Here is a 21,560-nt window from a genome sequence, read left to right as displayed (position 1 = left end):
AGGAATCAGTGACATGCCTGCAATCAAAACTACTTTACGTCGCCTGGCCGCGCCTGGCATCATCGCGCTGGCCCTGATCAGTGGTAATAGCTTTGCTGACGCCGTACGCACGATCAAAATCGCCACCGCAGCGGAGTCGAAACCGCTGTCATGGGGTGCAATCGGCCATGAGCCGGAGGGCTACGAGCCGGATGTGCTGAAAGCCATCAACGCGAAGCTGCCACAGTATAAATTTGTGATGGAAGGCGCGGCGGACATCGCTCAGGAAACCGGTCTGGTGACCGGAAAGTACGACATGGCGACGGGCGGATACTATAAAGCGCCTGCGCGCAGCAAACAGTTCCTGATCCCGGATGCACCGATGGGTGCCAGCCTGATGAAGATTTACAGCCGCAGCGACAGCAATATCAATGGCATGAAAGACCTGGTCGGTAAAAACATCGTGCCGGTAACTGCAGGCGGTGGCGTGTATAAGTTTGTCACCCAGTGGCAGCAGGAAAACCCGACTGACAAAATCACCATCAAAGCCTCCAGCGCCGGTGTACCTTACCCGGATCGTCTGAAAGAAGTGCAGAACGGTAAATATGACGCGCTGATCCTGCCTTCAAATCTGGGCGAGCAGACGGTCATCGACAACCAGAAGCTGGCGATCAAAGCCAGTGAGCCAGTGGCGATTAACAACACCTATGTGCTGATCCACCGCTCTGCGGAGAACCAGGCACTGAATGATGACATCGCCAAAACCCTCAAAGAGCTTAAGGCGGACGGCGCGCTGGATAAGCTGGCGCAGAAGTGGTTTGGCGAAGACGTTACGAAGTACATGAAGTAACAGATTCACTGCGCCCGGCGCTGAACCGGGCGCATGCTGTCCTTTTTAGCAGGAGTGTTTCACCGTGAATCTATCCTCCATGATTCCAGAACTGCTGTCGGCGCTGCCTCTGACGCTCGGCATCATGTTTGTGGCGATGATTGTCGGGTTCTTTCTGGCGCTCATCGCGACGTTTTTCCGCGTGCGCCGTATTCCCGTGATCAGCCAGCTGGCCGATCTCTACGTTTCCTATGCGCGCAGCGTGCCCGTGGTGCTGCAGCTGTTTGTCGCCTTTTACGGTATGCCACTGATTACCGATAACTTTGGCTTCAGCGACTTCTTCACGGCCAACGTGGCGGCGATGATTGGTCTGAGCCTGTATCACGGCGGTTATCTGTCTGAAGTGATGCGCCCGGCGTACCTGGCGGTTGAGCGGGGTCAGCACGACGCCACCGACAGCCTGGGCTACAGCTTCCGCCAGAAAATGCTGCGCGTTATCGGCCCACAGGCGGTGCACTTTGCGCTGCCGGGTTACGGCAATGCCATTATCTATCTGATTCATAACGTGGCGCTGGTGATGTATATCGGGGCGGCCGATGTGATGGCGACCGCGCACCTGATCATGGAGCGCGATTACAACCAGTATCAGTTCGGCACCTATCTGGTGCTGGCCGTGCTCTATTCACTGCTGTGCGGTGTGGCGTGGCTGGTTATCCGCTTCTTTGAACAACGTCATGCGAAGTACAGCTCTAAGTCTGCGCCACGCGTGAAGTTCACCACCAGCGTCTGAGTGAGGAAGAAAAACCATGTTTGATGCTGAGGTTTTGCTGCCGGACTTCTGGAGCATTCTGGATGCCGTGCCGGTGACGCTGTTGATGGCGGTAACGGTGTTTATCTGTTCGACACTGTTGGGCGGCCTGTTCGCGTTTATTGAGCATCGCCGCATTCCGGTGCTGCGCCAGCTGGTAATCACTTACAAAATCGCCTTTAAAGGCGTGCCGATGGTGGTGGTGATTTTCCTCGCCTATTACGGCCTGCCACCGGCGCTGCACTTTGTTGCCACGCTGATTGGCGTTGAGGTTAATGCCCATTCACTGCCGAACTGGGTGATCATCATTGTCGCGCTGAGCGCCTGTGTCGCAGCATTCCAGGCTGAAGTGTGGAAAGGGGCGCTGAATTCGTTCGACAGCGGTCAATCGGATGCCGCCCTGTCACTCGGCTACAGCGGGGGTCAGCTGTTTCGTCGAGTCATGTTCCCGCAGATTATCGTGGCGGCGATCCCCGATCTGGCGAATGCCTTTATGGTGATCATGAAAGCCCTGTCACTGGCGTTTGCCATTGAAGTGGTGGATATCTTTGCCCAGGCACAATTAACGGCGGCACTGAACTTCTACTACCTCGAAGCCTTCCTGATTGCAGTGGTGTTCTACATGGTGATTGCTTATGTGGTTACTAAGATTGCCGACAGGATTGAGGCTGCGCTGCGCGTGCGCACCTGAATGATCAGGGCATTGTCATGAATGGGCCGTTCCATGTGACTTTTGCCGATCAATTCAGGATCAGCTGAACGATCCCGTCCCTCTATAAGAATCCGGCAACGTCCTGTTGCCGGATTTTTTATGCCGCTCACTCAGGCTACTGGATGACCCTGGAATAGTAGCCTGCGCGTTGTTACTGACGATGGACTGATTAAAGATGACCGATGAGAAACTCAGGCTCATAAAAAACAGGGAAATTTACCGATCTGGCAATAAAACAGACTTTGTGAATTTCATGATGAATAGCCATTGCTGAGTCGGGATCACTACCCGCTGCTAACGTGATTTCAGGTCTCAGAATTGCCGAAACAAAGCGACCCGCGCCGCCTGGTAAAATTTCACCTGTCGCTATCGGTGAATCTTCATATTTCAGAACCGTGATCCCGGCATCTGACGCAAGATGCAGATACCAGAGCATGTGACAGGCAGAAAGAGAGGAGATCAGGAGGTCTTCTGGATTCATTTTAGTGGCATCGCCACCCAGTAACGGATCATTGGAGCAGTGGATAATGTCTTTGCCGGTTATAGCGATATCCCATGTCCTCGCATAGGCCTTATAGCCTGATGTGCCCGTACCCAGGTTACCGGTCCAGGATATACGCGATGTATAATGATGTTCCATGTTCCGCCTCTCTTTTTGATGATAAAAATGGACTCTCTGGATGAGGTGTTTCAGGAAAGCGAGTCAGTTCATACCTGTAAGCCAGGTTTACTCAATGCATGACTGTATTGCTGACATCAGCGATAACGCAGCGCTGCAATGACTTCCGCCAGCGCCGGTGCCTGCTGATGTCGGCTGGCATAATAAAGATGATATCCCGGAAACTGCGGCCACCAGCGTTCAAGCACCGGAATAAGCTTACCCGATGTAATATGCGGCTGTGCCAGATCCAGCGGGATATAAGCAAATCCCAGACCGTCCAGGGCCGCCTGCATCATAAGATAGGTGTTGTTAAAAACGGTCTGACCCGTCACCCGCACCGTTATCGGTTTCCCTTCCTGTTCAAAATCCCAGGCGTAGAGCCCTCCGTGTGTCGGAAGCCTCAGGTTGATGCACTGATGTGCCGTTAAATCAGCGGGCACCGCAGGCAAGGGTCTTCCCTGCAGGTATTCCGGTGAAGCTACCACAGCCATGTAAAAGTCCGGGCCAATCCTCACGGCGATCATGTCTTTATCGACGATATGACCCAGCCGGACGCCGGCATCAAACTGCTGCGCCACAATATCCGTCAGCGAATAATCGACACTCAGTTCTATCTGGATGTCCGGAAAGCGTTTCAGTAAAGGCTGTAGCCGGGGCCAGAGGATGGAATCGATAGCGTGATCGTGCGCGGTGATGCGCACGGTTCCTGCCGGCTTCTCACTCAGGGCGCGCAGAGCCACCAGCTCGCTGTCGAGTGTGCTCAGCATCGGCTGCAGGGTGCTAAACAGGCGTACCCCAGCCTGTGTAAGCGACACGCTGCGCGTGGTGCGCGTCAGCAGTCTGACTCCCAGCCGTGCTTCCAGCGCCGTTATGGCATGACTCAGCCCGGAGCGTGACATGCCAAGCTGAGCGGCCGCTCGGGTAAAGTTTTTCTCCCGCGCCACGATCGTGAAAGCGCGAAGGTCGTTCAGATTTTCAGCTGTCATTGTTGCATACCATGCACATAAGCATTCAGATTTACCTGGCTTATCAACCAATCCAGCCAGGCCTACACTTAAAAAGTGCCGGGTGTGATGGCCGCACCCGGCTTTTCCCGTTCTGAAAAACGGAGCCTGCATGAAGAGACTTGCCGTTGCTGCAGTGTTCCTGGCACTGTCTGTTTCAGTCACCTACGCAAAGGAGATCACCCCGATGATTACGATTATGCAAAGCGGAGCAAAACCCTCCGTCAAAGGTTCGTCAGACTATTTCACCGGAACGGTTCGTATCGATTCACCCTTTCAGGGCACTGAGCCTGCGCGTATCGGCGGGGCTACCGTGACGTTCGAGCCTTCTGCCCGCACGGCCTGGCATACGCATCCGCTGGGTCAGACGCTGATCGTGACGGCTGGCGCTGGCTTGGTGCAGGAGTGGGGTGGTCCGGTGCGTGAAATCCGGCCCGGCGACGTGGTGTGGATACCGACCGGCGTTAAGCACTGGCATGGGGCAGCACCGGAAACGGCCATGACCCATATTGCCATCGCCGAAGCCCAGGACGGCAGGGTCGTTGACTGGATGGAGCAGGTCACGGATGAGCAGTATGCCTCAGCCGACAGGTCATGAACGTTACCTGATGAAACGGGGCCTCTGCTCCATTGTCATGCTGTGTGCCGCGCTGGCTTTGCCGTTCAGCGCTGCCACAGCTTCCCTTTCTGACTCACCGAAAAGGACCGATATGCTGCCTGAAACACAGGAACAGCCTCTTACCGCACAGCATAAAAACATGGCTGTTATTGCGGCCCGAGCCGCAGCGGGTAATCTGCCCGGGCTGAACAACGCTTTGCAGCAGGGACTGGATGCCGGGCTGAGCATCAGTGACTGCCGTGAAATTCTGGTTCAGCTTTATGCTTATGCCGGTTTTCCCCGTAGCCTGAACGCGCTGGGCGAGCTGATGAAGGTCATCGATTTACGCAGAGCACAGGGCATTCAGGACGACGAAGGCCGGCTGCCCGGTCCGTTGCCAAAGCCAGAGGAGATGCTGGCAGTGGGCACTAAAAACCAGACCGCGCTGGTCGGGAAACCGGTCAGCGGGCCCCTGTTCGGCTTTGCTCCGGCTGCAGACGCGTATCTGAAGACGCATCTTTTCGGCGATATTTTCAGTCGCGACAATCTGGACTGGAAAAGCCGCGAGCTGGCTACCACAGGGATGCTGGCCGCCATGCCTGGCACCGAGCCGCAGCTGAAAGCACACCTTAGTATGAGCATGAATGTGGGCGTGACGCAGTCTCAGCTTGCGGAGCTGGTGGCTTTCTTTATGGAGAATGACGAACAGGCCAGCGCTGACCGGCTGCAGGCAGCTCTCGACTCAGTTCTCGCCGGTTAAGCTATTCTTTGATACAGACATTTTGCAATACAGACGTTTTACGCCTGTCCGGATGCCCGGACGGAAAGGCATTACGATGTCTTGAGCGTGTACTGGCGGCGTTACGCAGGCAAAAAGATCGGCAGATTGTCAAAGATCCTACATACGTCGATTAATACATCGTATGGATAAAATTCCGTTTGCGAAGATGACTGACTTCTTCAATCAATACCTGAATAAGTAATCAGTGAGGCATGCAGTTGCTGCATGCCTTCACCTCCGGGAATCGGCAACAATACCGGTTCCTGTTATGCTCTCTGAAAAGGTCCTGCCGACAGTGACAGCAAAAACCTGCAGCCGGATGTGACAATGAGGATCGGCAGGGCATCAGGTTGAGTGCAGAGAGGTGTTCAGCGCTGGTTCGAGGATCTCTCAATCAGGAATGTCAGCTAATGCGCTGACTCTGCTCACGGCGATACTTATGATAATCCTCATCGCACTCGGCTGAGCAAAAAGCCGTCTCGGCCACGACAGCTTCATCTTTGCACCAGACGCATAGGCCGTTGGGACTGGTAAGTTTGCTCTTACGGGCTGCCAGCGAGGCGGCAAGATGCGCTTCTTCGCGTTCCTGAGCCAGATCAACATCATCCATAAATTTCCAGAGCCTCATTGAATTTCAAAGATCAAAACACAAACCGCTCTGTACAGAAAAAGCGTTTGTGTAAACGAATGCGTAATTATACAGCAAATCAGGCTAATACTTAATCACAGCGCTATATTTCCATAGTCTTACACTGACTTTCAGAATTATCAGGAAACAGTGTGCCTGAGCCCACCATTTCTTCCTTGCTGACTTTGGAGCAGATATTAATAGTTTCTGTTAAGCCGACTGGCCTGACTGAATTAATGTGTCAGAGATGACTGTCAAAGCACTCAACCATTTATTTGCATGTTTACTCACTGATGCCGGATTATTAAATGCTGTGTAACTATGCAAATACTCTGAAACAGTCGCTTTAAAATCGTGTCAGAGCCAGCGTTATGCTTTATTAATTTCAGCGTCAGGTGGCGTTTGTCTCCATAACACCTTGCGCTGACCTGTTTTACACATTTCATGATTCGGCATCGAAACTACAGCTCTACTTTAAAAGTGTAAGAATTAATGCTTAGTGCATGATTTTCCCCTGATTTTAGCTACAGTTGATATCACTCTGATTACATCACAATGGTTTTACGATGCCGACATCTTTAACCTCCACGCTTTATGCACGCCTGCGGCTGCTGCTCTCCATCACTGCCGGACTGATATGCTATTTTCTGCTCTCTAATCAACCCGGGCAGATGCAGCGGTTACTGATAAGCTGGAATGTCTGGGCCTGGCTCTATCTTTGTATTCTCTGGTTTCGCATGCTGCGTACCGATGCGACAGGCATCAAACGCATTGCGCAACAGCAGGATCAGAGTGCTGCACTGGTACTGGGCATTGTGATCGTAGCCTGTATGGTCAGCATTGTGGCCATCCTGAGTGAACTGCCCACGCTAAAAGGCCTTACCGGCACCCCGCGACTGCTGCATCTGTTGCTGACGGCAATGACGCTGATTGCATCCTGGGCCATGCTACCCAGCGCATTTGCAATGCACTATGCCCACCAGCACTATCTTTACCGGGATAACAGCGTGAGTCCGCTGATCTTTCCGGATAAAACGAAAAATCCTGGCTACTGGGACTTTCTCTACTTTTCATTCACCATCGCGGTTGCCTCGCAGACGGCAGATGTCGCCACCGGAACAACAGAAATGCGAAAGCTGACGTTATTGCAGTCTGTTATCTCATTTATTTTTAACCTGGCTATTCTGGGCTTATCGGTCAATGTCGGCGCTGGTTTGCTTAATTAGGCTGTTTAGATCAATCGAAAGCCGGACAACGTTTATCGGGCTTGAGCTTCTGAAATAATCTGGTCACCTGTCGTGATTATAACAATGTGTAATAAGGTGTTAGCTGCCTCTTCACCAGACACTCGCTGCCGTGTAAGTTCGTGGGTGATTTACGCTATTGTCCCCCTAATCCGATAAGGAGAAATAGAGTGAAAACCACCGCCATGGTCACTACCAGCCTGTTAATGCTGATGAGCAGTGTTCACGCTGAAGGTCTGACGACACCAGCAGAGGGTAACAAGCTTACCGTCAGCTTTGGTCAGCCCACCATCAAACAGGTGCTGCACTACCGCAAAATGTATGACAAAAAGCCGTTTCCGGATGCGGAGATTTATTACTACGATAACGGCACCTATAAGATCATTTCTCAGGGGGAAAACCATTACGGCGTTTATGTCATGCAGGGCAGGTTTGAAGATGAAACCTTCACCGTTCGCTTTATCTCACTGCCTTCATCCGACTGGGGCAATAAAACGGCCTTTCACCAGTTAACCTTTATCAGAAATGAAAAGCAGAACGTTTTTATTCAGAACGCGATTGCGGATACCGGCGAGGCCATCGCGCAGCAAAATGGCACCTATACGCAGGAAAAAAACAGCGTAACCAATCCGGTTTCTACCCACTGGGAAAACAAATAAGTTTTGCTTAGCAGGTCTGACACGCTTCCAGCTTTGACCGGCTGCAGCCGGGCCGGTCACTGTTGTTCTCAAAAGATGAACAGCCGCAGTGTAATGCCTTATCCTTTTCCTCTCAGCCAGATGTCCCTGATGCGCCATTCCGGTTGTGTTTAAGGGCAGGGAAGTACACTACCGGTAATTAGTCTGTGAGTCATATCGCCAGCTTTTTACTGATACTAAACTCCATTCTTTCTGAATTTTATCAGGTCCCGAGGCGTAAATATGGACAGAGCGTTGCCCCTGCTGGATGCGAAGGATGTTACTTTTTCAGTCGGGGATCGCCAGTTACTGCGACCCATCTCTCTGCAGCTAAATCAGGGCGATTATGTGTTACTGACCGGTCCATCCGGCAGCGGAAAAAGCACGCTTCTGAAAATTCTTGCTTCACTGATTACCGCAACTACAGGCCAAATCTTCTTCAGGAACAGTGACATCACCATGCTTAAAGCGGAGACCTATCGTCAGCAGGTGTCGTACTGTTTTCAGACGCCACAACTGTTTGGTCTGACGGTTTATGAAAATCTTGCGCTGCCCTGGCAGATTCGCCGTCAGAAGCCGCAACGGGACAAACTTGTTGCTGCGCTGGAAAGCGTTAATCTTTCTCCTGACATGCTGGATAAACCGGTTGAACAACTTTCAGGCGGAGAAAAGCAGCGTGTCGGACTGCTCCGCAATCTGCAGTTTATGCCTGACGTACTGTTACTGGATGAAGTGACCAGCGCCCTTGATGAAGAGAACAGGCTGGCCGTACTTTCACTGATTAACCGGATTGCAGCTGAAGAAAAGGTGGCGGTGGTGCGGATCAGTCATGATGTCAGCGATATTCAGCAGGCCGGGTATGTGCTGCGCCTTGAGCCGCCAGAAAAGGAGAATGCGCGTGAATCAGCATAATATCAGTGACACCTCGCTGTTGCTGTCGCTGACGCTGGTCGTCATAGCGCTGCTTATCAGCCAGAAAGAAAAACTGGGCATGGGCAAAGATATTGTCTGGAGTGTTTGCCGGGCCATCGTTCAGCTGGTCATCTTCGGCTTTGTGCTGAAGTCGATTTTCGATGTCAATAACAGCTGGCTGACGGTCCTGATGGTGCTGTTTATCTGCGTGAATGCTGCGATCAACGCCCGCAAACGCGGTCGGAATATTGATAACGCCTTTGCGATAGCCTTTACCTCAATCTTCAGCGGCACCGTCATCACACTGACGATTCTGGTACTGAGCGGCGCGATAGCGTTTGTGCCCATGCAGGTCATTCCCATTTCAGGCATGATCGCAGGGAATGCTATGGTTGCGGTAGGGCTCTGTTTCAGCAACCTGAATCAGCGCATCAGCGACAACTACCAGAAAATTATGGAGATGCTGAGCCTGGGTGCATCGGTGAAGCTTGCCTCAGGCCGGATTATTGCTGACAGCATTCGCACCGCGATGATCCCGACAGTGGATGCAGCTAAAACAGTCGGGCTGGTCAGTCTTCCCGGTATGATGTCCGGACTGATTTTCGCCGGAATCGATCCGCTAAAGGCAATTAAGTATCAGATTATGGTGACCTTTATGCTGATAGGCACCGCCAGCCTGTCAACTATCATCGCAGTCTGGTTATCCTATCGACGGTTTTATAATGCCAGGGCGCAGCTGAAGATGTCGGGTACAAAGCCGGACTGATAGTGCTGATGGTTGTGGTAAAAATCACGGCCAATGAAAAATATTTCTTTAAATCAGCATTAAATATGCAGCCCTGCGGATGTAATCAGGCCTGAGGGAAATAGTGGGTGACTCCGTTTTGCGTATAAATATTGCTTTCATAAAGGACATGGATTGTCCCGGAATGCCGAACTGATAACGCAGAGTCAGTTAATGGAATTAGTTACATCATACTAAGCGTTAATGGTCTGGAGTGTTCCATAAATCATACTCTGCAGTCATTTAGCCTGGCAGTATGTCAGATTTCCTGAAACAGGGTTTAGCAGCTGCTGAAGTTACTACTACATTGAAATTATCGGGCCCGAATTCTCAGTCCCCGATATTTTAAGGCGGTGAACAGGGCCGGAGTATACCTCAGTCTCTCAGGATGGCGTTAATAATGGTCATACCTGCCGCATTGCTACGTTTGGTAACGCGAAGCATTCCACCACTAAAATAATTCCCCGCAGGCTCACAAACTTTTATGCGTCTTTGCAGATCTGGATCGTTAACATCTACGCCAGAACAGCTGTTACGACTGCCGCCCGAAAACTCACTATATGCCGTATAGGTGCTGGTTGTACCGGGAAGTAGCCAGACTATGGTGGTGAGCAGCATATAACCTAAAAAGGTAACTATCAGAACTGCCCCTGCGAAAAGTTTGATGTTATTCATCATGCCAGTTACAGCCTCTCCCTTACCCCATTTTTTTATGATCAGATAAACGGACAATCCCAGAGGCAGGACGGTGCACCATAGTGCTTTGAGTATGGGTTGTGCCAGAAAGGTTGTGCGTTCGATTTCATTGAGCCATACAAAAAAAGTAAATATGCTGCCCAACGCACTGGTGATTATCAGCGTTAAACGAGGTGTCGAACAGGAATTGATCAGAAACTCTCTCCATGAGTCAGTTTTAAGCAGTATGAGTCACGCGATTAATTCCGCGACCGGCACGTTGCCTGAACCTGCAGGTAGTGTGGTGAGTCATAGATTAGGCGAAAGTATTTTGCGGCTAAAGATTATCACGCAGCCCTTCCGATAGACAAATAGCATGAACTTTATTTATGTTTTAACTCGTTCCACAACATGAGGAGAGCGAAATGATTGTCAGAACATGGCACGGATGCGTACCGCTCAGGCATGCAGAAGGCTTTGCGACTCACCTGCAAAAGACCGGTGTAGAGCATTCAGAAGGAACACCAGGCAATCTGGGAGCCTGTGTGCGCAGGGAAACGCAGGGTGAATGGGAGCATTTTTTTCTTGCTACATACTGGGAAGACTTAGAGGCAATCAAAGCCTTTGCAGGCGAACAGTATCAGATTGCCGTGACATATCCGGATGATGAGCAGTTTGAACTGTTATCCGATCCCTACGTTTTCCAGCACCATGTGCAGAAAGTAACTCCTTTGTAGCTAATTCCCCGCTGCCGCCTGGCGGCGGCTTGTGTCTGATACAGAACATTTCCTCAGAAGATTTATTGGCCTGGAATAGGGAGAAAACAAAATCTTTTAATTGTAGATTGATCGATCTACAATCGGTCATCAGCACAGGAGAGTCTTATGAAATCATCTGCAGGCAGACCCAGAGAGTTTGATCCAGACGTGTTCCTTAACACGGCACTTAACTGCTTCTGGCAGAATGGCTATCAGGCCACATCCATGGCTGATCTGATGAAAGCTTCAGGACTGGCCAGTGCCAGCATCTATAAACTTTACCCGGATAAGCGCGCTATCTATCTTGCAGCTTTACAGCGCTATATGGATGAGGGCACTTTAAGAACAAAAAAACGAACCGCAGAAATGTCGCCAGAAGCCGCCTTGCGAGCGACGCTTGAATTTGCTGTTCAGTTATCCTCCGCGCCCGCCGGAGAGAAAGGCTGTTTTACAATTGCCGCAGCCAGTGAGCTTTTGCCTGGTGACAAAGAGGTTAAAGCCAAAGTCTCTGAAAAATTTAAAAATATAATCAACGAATTAGAGTGCATATTACTCAGAGGCCAGCAACAACACGTTTTTCGCCGGGATGAAGAAGCGAGAGTAGTAGCAAAAAGCCTTTTCATGATGATTGAGGGTATGCGGATATATGGAAAGATTCAGCCAGAAATTGAAGATATCCGAAGAAGTAATGATTTTATTATCAGAACACTACTTTTAAGCGCCAATGCTGGCGCCGCTAAGGCATCATCATGATCGCGACCGGCACTATTGTCCGGCGGAGAAAAAGAAGAAAAACAATGATTGTGCTGGAATGCTCAGACAATATGATTCTATGTGGTTGGATCGATAAAGGACGGTTCTTTAAAAGAAGCTTCCCGCTTTCTGAACTTGAGATATGCGTCCCTTATTCAAATTTCTGGTCACTAACGTAAAAGTGGCACAATGACTGGTATCCAGGATGACAGTTGGCGTTAATTATGCCTGGGCAGTTTGTATCGCAGCGAGCTTTCCAGATTATGGGGTGCCAAGATTAAAGAAAGCACTCATCTTTCGTAATTTGACTGTATCAGCCCAGAGAGAAGCATTAACACAGGTCAAAAATCAACCCCTTGTTAAATATCGAAATATTCACTAAACATCTTAGATGCTCATCATGATAAAAGGTTTAAGTAAATCAATTATAATGCGTCTGAAATTTTCAATTGGATTATTGTTCGAACTCTGGCGATTGCCGGACAACACCCTGTCCGGCAATCCGCTATTTTACATCAGCACTAAAGCTCAGCTCAATTCTGTGCCGGCTGGGCCTGTTGATTTTTTTCCGCCTCTTTCTGTTTTTTCTTCGCCATATGATGACCGACTGCGCAACCCGCTGCGGCACCGGCAACACCATGATGATGAGCAACATGACCTGCCACACCGCCGACTGCGGCGCCTTTCAGACATCCTTCGGCGTTAGCCTGTAAATTCACAGACAAAAACAGACCGGTAGCCATAACAATAACTGATAATTTTTTCATCTTTTTTATATCCTGATAGTCAGAGTTGCAGGTTGAACCCCGCTCAGCATAGCCAGGCGTTAGGGTGTTTAGCTCGTCAGGATACAGGAATCACGAAGTTAGTTACCTGTCGTTACGCTTTTCACAAAATAAATGAAATGGGTGCTGTATTTTTAATCAGGAGCACGGCATCCCGTCGGTCACCCGAAAAGACGGGCGCGGAGTGCTCTGCGGAAAAACTCGCTTTATCTGCCTGAAACGTGAAAGGGTGCCGCTATGATGATATGCCTCAGATGCCAGACATCGGGGTGACCGCTATTCACTGCCGGGCAAGGGTTATATGCTGAATATTAAACGACAGGTAAACAACTTTGCAGATTTATTATTTAAACAATTTTCGTTTAATTTTCGAGTATATTCTGACGACTGCCTTTCTCTTAATAAATTCTTAATCTTGCTAGGTTATAAATAACAGGCTAAGTTCTGTAAAAATAAAACAAATAAAACTTGATCCCAAATGAGAAAAGTTGTTTATATGTGACTGTCCGAAGAGGCAGCCAAAAGCACCTGTTTATTCCATGTTCTTACGTCGATATATAAACAAAACCTAAATGAATAATTTTGATGAAATATCTTTAGTTCTGTTGAGCCTGGCGTTAACTTTCAGCGTTATACTGGCCTGGCTAGCTCACTGACAGGCTGGCAGAGCGTGAGCGACTGGTCCAGAATTAAATCTGATTTTCCGGTCTGCTCGTCATAAATAGTTTAACCACAACATTCCTTCATTTATTTATTTGAATAGTTTTCTGTTCGGGGAAACGTTTGTTAATGCTTTCCTTTCTTCAACCAGCGTGAATGGCACTATCATGAAAAATATCCTTATTACCGGTTCAACAGGGTTTTTAGGCGGGGCTGTCGTAGCAAATCTTTTGCAGAGCAGAGTTCAGGATCGACTGCTGCTGCTGGTCAGAGGCGAGACCGTTGACGAAGGGTTAAACAGGCTTAAAGCCAACCTGAAGAACTTTGGCTTAAATGAGTCAGTAATCAATACGATAGCACCTGAAAATATTATTCTGGGTGACCTGGCATTTACAGACGATTTTATTCATGACGCCCGACTTAATGATGTTACCCATGTCATTAATTGCGCCGCTGTCGCCTCATTTGGTAATAATCCCACTATCTGGAAAGTGAACGTTGAGGGCACGTTCCGGTTTGCCGAACGAATGAGCCGTGTTGAAGGATTGAAGAAATTCATCCACGTTGGAACCGCTATGTCCTGTGCGCCGGAACCCGGCTCACTGGTCACTGAGGGCGGCCTCAACTCCAGCCGGGATCAACATGTCGTTGAATACACCTGGAGTAAGGCTTCAATTGAAAAGCTGATGACAGAGAAGTTGCCACGCCTGCCACTGGTGATTGCCCGTCCATCGATTGTGGTAGGTCATTCCGATCAGGGATGCCTGCCTTCAGCCAGCATTTTCTGGGTATTCAGAATGGCACTGGCGTTGGGTAAATTCACCTGCGACCTCGACGATCGTATTGATGTGGTTCCGGTTGATTACTGCGCGGATGCACTGGTTCTGCTGCTTGACGCAGAAAACGTCATTAATGAAGTCATTCATATCTCTGCCGGGACACACAGCAGTGTTACGTTTGCGGAAATTGATGAGGCGATGGCCAGAGCATCAGGAAACAAGGCGCTGGGTATGGACTACCAGAAGGTGTCCTATAAACAGCTGTCAGATAGCAGAAGAACGTTTAAGGATCTGTTTGGACCCTGCAATGAACGTATCATGCTGCGCGCAATGAACCTGTATGGCCACTTCTCAAACCTGAATGTGGTGTTTGATAACTCCAAACTGCTACAGCTTGGCATGAATAAGCCTTCCAGATTTACCGATTACCTGGACCGCTGTGTGCTGACAACACGTGATTCAACGATTGCCGAATTGATGCAGGTTGACTTTAAGTAGTTGAAAACGAATTGGAAGAGTGTGGTTTGAGGAAAAAAGCGCTTCCAGCCGGAAGCGCTTGTGTTGATTAAAACGTCATGGTCAGACCGGCATAATAAGCACGTCCTGGCTCGTTATAGGTCGATGCCCCATCTGCTTCCCGGTAGAGCTGCTTATCCAGCAGGTTATTAATACCGACATTGGCACGCAGATTTTTGGAAATGTCGTAATTGAAATTAACCCCGAATACCGAGTAAGCCCCGACTTCACGATTCGACATTGAGCCATTTTCTGTGCGGGATTCCGCATACTGGCGTGGTTTCTGGCGGCCATACATTGTCCAGTTCAGGTTAGCAGAGAAATCCTGCGTCACCTGCCAGTCCAGCATGGAGTTGATGGTGTATTCCGGGATAATCGACAGCGGATTGCCGGTCTTTTTATCCTTTGACTGGATCATATAAGTGGCATTAGTCCGCCACTCAAGTTCATCACTGACCAGCGGTATCGTTACGTTACCCTCCAGACCTTCAACAACTGCTTTGCCGCCGTTGCTCCACTGCAGAATATTGTTGCCATTAGAGGCGTAACCCAGCACATCGGTCCCGGCGACGATCTTGTTCTTGTAGTCATTGCGGAACCAGGTAAGACCCGCAATATAGCCATTCTGACTGAACTCGATACCCAGCTCTTTATTGACGCTGACTTCAGGATCAAGATTTTGATTACCCAGCAGATAACAGCTGCCGCTCGTCACGTTGACCGGGCAGCCATTGCCTCGTGTAGCCAGTAAATAGCCTTCGCTGGATTGATAAAGGTTAGGGGCTTTGAATGCACGGGCGATACCCGCTTTCAGAGTAAAACTTTCTCCCAGCGCCTGAGAAATATTCAGCGACGGACTCCAGTTCGCCCCGAAAGTATCGTGATAATCAAAGCGCAAACCCGGTATCACCTCAGTGCTGTCGGTCGCGGCGATGTTATCTTCGAAATAGAGCGAACTCAGCGTCGCGCTGTTTTTGCTATTGCGGCTGCCCGCATCACCACTGATGCCATCAATCGAAACGCCCGGCGCACTGGTGCCGTTCATGGAGTTGGGATCGTTCAGCTCATCACGGTTCCACTCAGCGCCCAGCGTGACGGTCTGTTCACGCAGCAATTCCAGCGGGAAGCTGACTTCACCTCCCGCCCGGTAACTTTCAAAGCGACTGGTCGAAAACGTATTGCTGTTGATTCGGCCTTCACCCGCGCCCGCGGTGCCTTCGTTCAGACGGGTATTGTTCGTCTTCTCATAGTTAAAGGTCAGTTTTGACTGCCCCCAGTCCCAGATACCGTTGTGGGCCAGGCCCCAGGTTTGACGATAAAGACGATTAGTTTCCGACCCGTCGAGAGATTCGATAAGCTTATTACCGGCACCGTTGCTGTATTGAGTATCCCCGGCGTAAATATTGCCCTGACGACTGTAGCCATAGCTGAAATCCAGCACCTGCAATGGCGTAATCTTCCAGGACAACACGCTGTTGATGTCTTTGTTGCGAACGCCTTCACGGCCGGCCGCGCCGGAGCCGTTATGCGACTGATTGATATCGAAAGCATCGCTGTCAGTTTTATTGATGTTGCCATAAAGCCGCATAGTCAGCGCATCACCCGCCAGCGGACCACTCAGGTTAAAGTTGGCGCGTCGGGTTGCCCCTTCATTATCATCTTCTGGCTGGTTGGTGTAGAGCGACAGCGATCCGCTCCAGTCATTTGTCGGACGTTTGGTAATGATGTTAACCACACCGCCAGAAGCGCCTGAACCGTAACGGGCTGCCGCCGGTCCACGAATAACTTCAATTCGTTCAACCATTTCCGGCGGTACCCAGTTAGAGTCGCCACGGGAATCACGCTCGCCACGCCAGCTGTAACGCACTGAATTGCGCGAGGTCGTTGGCACACCGTCGATCAGAATCAACGTGTTTTCCGGCCCCATGCCGCGAATATCGATTTGACGATTGTTACCGCGTACACCATTGGCGCTGTTACCGGTGAGATTGACGCCTGGCATTTTACGGATGATGTCGGAGAGGTCGTTGACCGGCGGATTCTTTTCAATGTCCTGTGAGGTAATGACTGAAACGCCGGGCTGCTGTTTTAACTCCTGTTCAGCCGTGACCAGCATCGTTTCATCATCAGCCAGCTTTTCAGTCTCTTCCTGAGTAGCGCCGTTAGCAGAAGTACTCAACAAACCAGCCAGCAGCAGTGCGGCAGGGCGCTTATGGACACGCATGGTTACATTCACTTAGAAAATCTCCCTGAATCGTTAAGGTATGCAAGCAAATGCGTATGAAAATGATAATAGTTATCATTGTATATCTCGGTAAGGCATCTTTACATCCCCTGACAGTGGGCTGCTCATGCATCAGCCTGACCACTCAGATGAGCAAAACAGGTCGCAAAAACACTTCTTTATCATCACCCGAAAAGTCTCTCAGAATGGCTCAGAATACGTCATTGTGACTCCAGACTTATTAGGTCTGGAGTCATAGCTTATGGGTGGGTAGAATGGCGGCTCTGAAACGGGCAACAGGTAATAATGTGATAACAGATTCGACAATAACTGCAGCGCGCTCAGCACATGTTGGTCGTCATGTCCTTATCTGGCTGGAGCAGGTTAAAGCAGCTTCGCTGAGCGAACTGGATAATTTTGGCGATGAAGGCACGGTAGAGCAGGTGATGAAGGTCTGGGTAAAACTGTCACTGTTGATCAGCCGGCGGCGTCCTGAAATCGCCGTTTCGTCTCTGCTGAAACACGTTCTGCCCAACATCGGATCGCAGCCGCTCAAAACGCTGAACCGTCTGCGCCTCAACCGGCTTTACAACATCCTGATTGCCGACGGTAAAAAGGAGGAGGCGCGTCGGGTGTTCGCGCTGACCAAACAATTCCTCGCATGGGCCGAGATGCAGGGCTATCTCGATCACTCGCCTATTGCCTCGATGAAAAAACGGGATGTCGCAGGTCGTGCTACGCCACCGCGCAGCCGGCAACTGACCGATGCGGAAATCTGGGTTTTCTGGCACGGTCTGGATAACTGGGCATTATCGGAGCAGGCGCGCTGGGCGCTGCGTTTATGTCTGGTCAGCGCCCGACGGCCGGATGAGATTGTGCAGGCGCAGAAAGGGGAATTCGATCTGCAGTTAGGATTGTGGATGCAGGGCACCCGCAATAAATCACAGCGCGAGCATGTGCTGCCGATTTCACCGCTGATGCGGCAGTGCATCGAAGCGTTACTTAATGCCGCCGATCCGGACTCGCCATGGCTGGTGTCCGCGCCACGCGATCCCCAACAGCCGCTGTCAAAAGGCGCGCTGAATCAGGCTCTGCGGCGGATGATCCGCGCTCCGCGTGGGCTGGGACTGGAGTCATTTACCCCACGCGATCTGCGCCGCACCGCCCGATCAAAACTTTCTGCCCTCGACACGCCTAATGATGTCGCCCGCAAAATCATGAACCATGCGCTGGAAGGGATCGATCGGGTCTATGATACCCATGACTATCTGAGCCAGATGCGCAGCGCCATGAATACCTTTTCGGATGCGGTTAAGCAGATTATTGAATGCGAAAGCTATCATCTGCTGCGACATCGCTATGATGGCGAGACCCTCATTTTAAGCAATCTCTCCATCATGGCGATGTCACGCTGACGTTGCTGTTTTCACGATCAGAAGTGGTAGCGCAGCCAGGCAAAATAGACGTTACCGTTATTATGCGTACCCGGTATGTAGGTCATCTGGAAATCGAGATCGCCATAGCCGATTGAGGCCAGCGGCAGCAATGCTGGCACCGGTATATAGTCCCAGTTATGCCGCGCGGTAACGCCTGCCGTGTAACCTGCACCCCAGTGAAAATTCTGGTCAGCCAGCGGACGCCATGTCGCTACCCAGCCATAACCCCCAAAAGGCTCCCATTTATTGAAGGAGTCTTTGAATGCCATTAAATAGATGCCGTTCCAGTTACCTTTTTCATCGTAGCGGGAGATCCCCCCGCCTGCGCCCCAGGGCCTTTCATTATATTTATTGATGTGTTCCCGATCGTATGTGGCACGGTTATGCCACGTAATCGCGGGCAGATAAAAGTCGATTCCCTCTGGCTGCTGCCATGTTGTGGCAACCTTATCACTGAAGCTTTCCCAGCCTGCGCTGACATTCTGGACCAGCGTGGCGGAGTGAGCTGTAAAAGCAGTGAAAACGGTGGTTGTCATCATCAGCGCTTTAAGAGTTAAAGTTTTGCGCATGTGCGAATACCTGCAAAGTCTGGTGTTAAATAAGGAAATAAAAGCATCAAGGCGGGTATTGTCGCACAAAGAGTGGCAACTTCAGGTCAATGAGCGGCTGAAGCAGGATTTTATAATTAATAAAAGCGAGACGGCATTCCTGCTGCTCTCATCGTTCGCTTATTCATCGGCTATTTTAACAACCGCTTCTTATTAGCAGGCTTTAAAAAACCTGAACGTGCAGACGCTATCCTGAAAAAACTCGCATTATTTGTTAACAAAATCTTGCAATGATAATCGCAATGCGTATATTTCTCATTTGCTTTGAAAGTTCATCACACCCGCGCACAGGCGCTCATGGAAAGGGTTTCTGGTTCCTCAAACCCTAAGCAGGGCAGTGATGTCCGCAGGATGCAAGGTCGTGACAGTGGCAGCATAAAAACATAAAGATAATTGAGGAATTAATGAACGCTTTCGATCTTCAGAACCCCAGGGTTACGGGTACGTCTGCTCTGCAACGCCCACTCCAATTCTCCTTACTGGCCGTCATCGTCGCCTCGTCACTGGCACATAATGTCGCCCGCGCCGCAGAAACGTCCACACCGGCTGCCAGCAGCGAGCAGACGCTAACGGTCAGCGCATCAACTGATGATGCCGTGACAACGTCACCCCATACGGATTACAGCGTTCCGGTGACTCGTGCCGGCACCAAGATGCTGGGCACCGTACGTGATGTGCCGCAGTCCGTCAGCATCGTCAGTACTCAGCGTATGGCCGATCAGCAGCTCCAGTCACTGAATGATGTGCTGTCCAACACCACCGGCATTCATGGAATCAGTGGCGATATGGACCGCACCAACTACTATGCGCGCGGCTTTCTGATCGATAACTACATGGTCGACGGCATTCCTACCGCCTTTGCGGAGCGCTGGAATCTGGGCGATGCACAGACCGATATGGCGCTGTATGAGCGTGTTGAAGTGGTACGCGGGGCGACCGGGCTATTGACCGGGCCGGGCAATCCGTCTGCTGCCATCAACATGGTGCGCAAGCATGCGGACAGCAAAGAGTTCGGTGGCACCGTTTCCGCCAGCTACGGCAGCTGGAACAAGCAACGCTACGTGGCCGATCTTTCCGCGCCACTCAGTGAGTCCGGCAATGTTCGTGGCCGCATGGTCGCCGGCTGGCAGGACAATAACAGCTTCATTGAGCGTTATGGTGCTAAAAAACAGTTTATCTATGGCGTGGTTGACGCTGATCTCACCGACTCTGCCACGCTGTCGGTGGGTTATGAGTTCAGCCAGGTCAATACAGACTCCACGATGTGGGGCGGCGCACCGCGCTGGTACACCGACGGCACGCAGATTCATACCCGACGCGGCTACAACACGGCGCCGGACTGGGCCTACAACGATAAAGAGAACCGTAAAGTCTTTGTGAACCTGAAGCAGGACTTCGACAACGGCTGGAACCTTACGTTAAACGGCACGCACACCGATATGCGTCTGGACAGTAAGCAGATCTATCTTGATGGCTATTTCGAGCGCAACACGGGCGCGGGCGTCTCTTCCTATGCCAACTATCCTGTGGTGGGCGGAACCGGTTATAACACCGGGAAGCGCAAAGTCGATGCCGTCGATGCCTTTGCCAGCGGCCCGTATGAACTGCTGGGCCGTCAGCATGAGCTGATGGTGGGCGTCAATTATACCCGCCAGGATAACAAGTACTTCAGCACCTTTGAGAATATTTCCTCTGAGTCGCTGGGCAACTACAACGATTTCAATGGCCAGTACCCGGAGTCAGACTGGACGCCACGTCTGCCCGCCAGCGATACCCAGCTGGTTCGCCAGAAGTCGACTTACATGGCGACCCGCCTGTCGCTTGCCGATCCGCTGCACCTGATCCTTGGCGCGCGTTACACCAACTGGAATCGTGAAACGCCAGGCGGGGAAGCGGAAGAAAATAACATCACCCCGTATGGCGGGCTGATTTATGACTTTGCTGAAAACTGGTCTGCTTATGCCAGCTATACCTCGGTCTTCCAGCCTCAGGATTATCGCGATGCCAGTGGCGCTTATCTGTCGCCGGTTATCGGGAAAAACTACGAAGCCGGGCTGAAATCTGACTGGATGGACAGTCGCCTGACTGCTTCTGTTTCTGTATTCCGCACCGAACTGGATAACGTCGGAGAAGCCACCACCCAGACCATTCAGGGTTCAGGCGATGTGGCCTACATTGGCCGTAAAGGCGTAGTGAGTCGTGGCGTCGAGTTTGAAGTCAATGGCGCATTGACCGACAACTGGCAGATGACCTTTGGCGGCACACGCTACATTGCGGAAAACCGGGATGGCAGTACCTTTAATCCACAGTTACCGCAGACCAGTTTTAATCTGTTCAGCAGCTATCGCCTGCCGATGCTGCAGCAGCTTACGCTGGGCGGCGGCGTGAACTGGCAGACACATATCTGGAACGACGTCGGTGGGCCGGAAGGCAACGGCACATGGCGCGCCCGTCAGGGCAGCTATGCACTGGTTGATCTGTTTGCCCGCTATCAGGTGAACAAAAATCTGTCGCTGCAGGGCAACCTCAATAACCTGTTCGACAAAGAGTATGACACCAACGTGGCCAGCTCCGTTGTTTACGGCCAGCCACGCAATTTCGCGGTAACCGCCAGCTACACCTTCTGATTTATCTGCGGGTAAGCCTGTGAAAAACGCCTCGGTTGAGGCGTTTTTTTATTATCCAGCCCGCTATCTCTCGCTTCTGTTGGCACAATTTTTCCAGAAAAAGATTTCTGAGCACAGTCAGG

21 protein-coding genes are annotated in these 21,560 nt (G+C 50.9%); 14 read left to right on the top strand and 7 right to left on the bottom strand.

The features are described from left to right. The first annotated feature begins 13 nt into the window (after positions 1–13). The 3 genes from IBT54_RS01180 (at position 14) to IBT54_RS01170 (ending at position 2,307) form a co-directional block, all read left to right on the top strand. Positions 14–829 carry a transporter substrate-binding domain-containing protein gene (locus IBT54_RS01180; protein ID WP_201251357.1) on the top strand — a complete coding sequence of 272 codons (816 nt, stop codon included), beginning with the start codon at positions 14–16 and terminating at the stop codon, positions 827–829. A gap of 79 nt (positions 830–908) precedes the next feature. Beyond that, positions 909–1,598 (top strand): amino acid ABC transporter permease, encoded by a 690-nt coding sequence (locus IBT54_RS01175; RefSeq protein ID WP_013196348.1) that lies wholly within the window; start codon positions 909–911, stop codon positions 1,596–1,598. A 16-nt stretch (positions 1,599–1,614) separates the two neighbouring features. Continuing rightward, positions 1,615–2,307 carry an amino acid ABC transporter permease gene (locus tag IBT54_RS01170; protein WP_013196347.1) on the top strand — a complete coding sequence of 231 codons (693 nt, stop codon included), beginning with the start codon at positions 1,615–1,617 and terminating at the stop codon, positions 2,305–2,307. A gap of 190 nt (positions 2,308–2,497) precedes the next feature. Here IBT54_RS01170 and IBT54_RS01165 read toward each other — a convergent pair whose 3' ends face one another. Both IBT54_RS01165 and IBT54_RS01160 read right to left on the bottom strand, forming a co-directional pair. Further along, positions 2,498–2,968 (bottom strand): OsmC family protein, encoded by a 471-nt coding sequence (locus tag IBT54_RS01165; protein WP_013196346.1) that lies wholly within the window; start codon positions 2,966–2,968, stop codon positions 2,498–2,500. A gap of 116 nt (positions 2,969–3,084) precedes the next feature. Beyond that, on the bottom strand, positions 3,085–3,975 hold the full coding sequence (locus IBT54_RS01160; protein ID WP_236262767.1) for a LysR family transcriptional regulator: 891 nt from the start codon (positions 3,973–3,975) through the stop codon (positions 3,085–3,087). Between the two features lie 130 nt (positions 3,976–4,105). Here IBT54_RS01160 and IBT54_RS01155 point away from each other — a divergent pair, with 130 nt between their 5' ends. Further along, the gene (locus IBT54_RS01155; RefSeq protein WP_236262765.1) at positions 4,106–4,591 is read left to right on the top strand and encodes a cupin domain-containing protein; all 486 of its coding nucleotides are present in this window, start codon (positions 4,106–4,108) and stop codon (positions 4,589–4,591) included. Further along, positions 4,569–5,351, top strand: coding sequence for a carboxymuconolactone decarboxylase family protein (locus IBT54_RS01150; RefSeq protein ID WP_370585059.1), 783 nt, complete (start codon positions 4,569–4,571; stop codon positions 5,349–5,351). The genes IBT54_RS01155 and IBT54_RS01150 overlap by 23 nt, the downstream gene beginning before the upstream one ends. A gap of 424 nt (positions 5,352–5,775) precedes the next feature. Here the strand turns inward: IBT54_RS01150 and IBT54_RS01145 are convergent, their stop codons facing one another. Further along, positions 5,776–5,982 carry a hypothetical protein gene (locus IBT54_RS01145; RefSeq protein ID WP_033735188.1) on the bottom strand — a complete coding sequence of 69 codons (207 nt, stop codon included), beginning with the start codon at positions 5,980–5,982 and terminating at the stop codon, positions 5,776–5,778. 584 nt (positions 5,983–6,566) lie between these two features. On the opposite strand from IBT54_RS01145, the gene IBT54_RS01140 reads away from it, so the two are divergent. The 4 genes from IBT54_RS01140 to fetB all read left to right on the top strand — a co-directional run bounded on the left by IBT54_RS01140 (position 6,567) and on the right by fetB (position 9,599). After that, a complete protein-coding gene (locus IBT54_RS01140; protein ID WP_201251354.1) occupies positions 6,567–7,226 on the top strand; it encodes a DUF1345 domain-containing protein in 660 nt (219 codons plus the stop codon). 203 nt (positions 7,227–7,429) lie between these two features. After that, positions 7,430–7,903 carry a hypothetical protein gene (locus tag IBT54_RS01135; protein ID WP_201251513.1) on the top strand — a complete coding sequence of 158 codons (474 nt, stop codon included), beginning with the start codon at positions 7,430–7,432 and terminating at the stop codon, positions 7,901–7,903. A gap of 261 nt (positions 7,904–8,164) precedes the next feature. Then, positions 8,165–8,833, top strand: a complete 669-nt coding sequence (locus tag IBT54_RS01130) for an ATP-binding cassette domain-containing protein (protein WP_013196336.1) — start codon at positions 8,165–8,167, stop codon at positions 8,831–8,833. Continuing rightward, positions 8,820–9,599 (top strand): iron export ABC transporter permease subunit FetB, encoded by a 780-nt coding sequence (gene fetB, locus IBT54_RS01125; protein WP_201251353.1) that lies wholly within the window; start codon positions 8,820–8,822, stop codon positions 9,597–9,599. Before IBT54_RS01130 ends, fetB begins: the two co-directional genes overlap by 14 nt. Positions 9,600–9,992: 393 nt before the next feature. Here fetB and IBT54_RS25055 read toward each other — a convergent pair whose 3' ends face one another. Next, positions 9,993–10,295, bottom strand: coding sequence for a hypothetical protein (locus IBT54_RS25055; RefSeq protein ID WP_236262760.1), 303 nt, complete (start codon positions 10,293–10,295; stop codon positions 9,993–9,995). A 422-nt stretch (positions 10,296–10,717) separates the two neighbouring features. Here IBT54_RS25055 and IBT54_RS01115 point away from each other — a divergent pair, with 422 nt between their 5' ends. Both IBT54_RS01115 and IBT54_RS01110 read left to right on the top strand, forming a co-directional pair. Next, a complete protein-coding gene (locus IBT54_RS01115) occupies positions 10,718–11,029 on the top strand; it encodes an antibiotic biosynthesis monooxygenase (protein ID WP_107320308.1) in 312 nt (103 codons plus the stop codon). Positions 11,030–11,176: 147 nt separating this feature from the next. Further along, positions 11,177–11,803 (top strand): TetR/AcrR family transcriptional regulator, encoded by a 627-nt coding sequence (locus tag IBT54_RS01110; protein WP_201251352.1) that lies wholly within the window; start codon positions 11,177–11,179, stop codon positions 11,801–11,803. A gap of 533 nt (positions 11,804–12,336) precedes the next feature. On the opposite strand, the gene IBT54_RS01105 is transcribed toward IBT54_RS01110, so the two are convergent. Continuing rightward, positions 12,337–12,570 (bottom strand): hypothetical protein, encoded by a 234-nt coding sequence (locus tag IBT54_RS01105; protein WP_033735179.1) that lies wholly within the window; start codon positions 12,568–12,570, stop codon positions 12,337–12,339. Positions 12,571–13,415: 845 nt separating this feature from the next. Between IBT54_RS01105 and IBT54_RS01100 the strand changes: the two genes are divergently transcribed. Beyond that, positions 13,416–14,525, top strand: a complete 1,110-nt coding sequence (locus IBT54_RS01100) for an SDR family oxidoreductase (RefSeq protein ID WP_201251351.1) — start codon at positions 13,416–13,418, stop codon at positions 14,523–14,525. A gap of 67 nt (positions 14,526–14,592) precedes the next feature. On the opposite strand, the gene IBT54_RS01095 is transcribed toward IBT54_RS01100, so the two are convergent. Continuing rightward, positions 14,593–16,767: a TonB-dependent siderophore receptor gene (locus IBT54_RS01095; protein WP_201251350.1), complete on the bottom strand. Its 2,175-nt coding sequence runs from the start codon at positions 16,765–16,767 to the stop codon at positions 14,593–14,595. Positions 16,768–17,042: 275 nt separating this feature from the next. Here IBT54_RS01095 and IBT54_RS01090 point away from each other — a divergent pair, with 275 nt between their 5' ends. Next, complete coding sequence (locus tag IBT54_RS01090) at positions 17,043–18,182, top strand: site-specific integrase (protein ID WP_236262752.1); 1,140 nt, start codon at positions 17,043–17,045, stop codon at positions 18,180–18,182. A 17-nt stretch (positions 18,183–18,199) separates the two neighbouring features. Here the strand turns inward: IBT54_RS01090 and pagP are convergent, their stop codons facing one another. After that, a complete protein-coding gene (gene pagP, locus IBT54_RS01085; RefSeq protein ID WP_013196324.1) occupies positions 18,200–18,772 on the bottom strand; it encodes a lipid IV(A) palmitoyltransferase PagP in 573 nt (190 codons plus the stop codon). A gap of 443 nt (positions 18,773–19,215) precedes the next feature. On the opposite strand from pagP, the gene fhuE reads away from it, so the two are divergent. Continuing rightward, positions 19,216–21,438, top strand: a complete 2,223-nt coding sequence (fhuE, locus tag IBT54_RS01080; protein WP_201251348.1) for a ferric-rhodotorulic acid/ferric-coprogen receptor FhuE — start codon at positions 19,216–19,218, stop codon at positions 21,436–21,438. The last annotated feature ends 122 nt before the right edge of the window (positions 21,439–21,560 follow it).

This window comes from Pantoea sp. S62 (genome assembly GCF_016658625.1).
Taxonomy (GTDB): Bacteria; Pseudomonadota; Gammaproteobacteria; order Enterobacterales; family Enterobacteriaceae; genus Pantoea; species Pantoea vagans.
The sequence above is the reverse complement of the archived record's forward strand: the minus strand, read 5'-3'. Positions and strand labels throughout refer to the sequence as shown.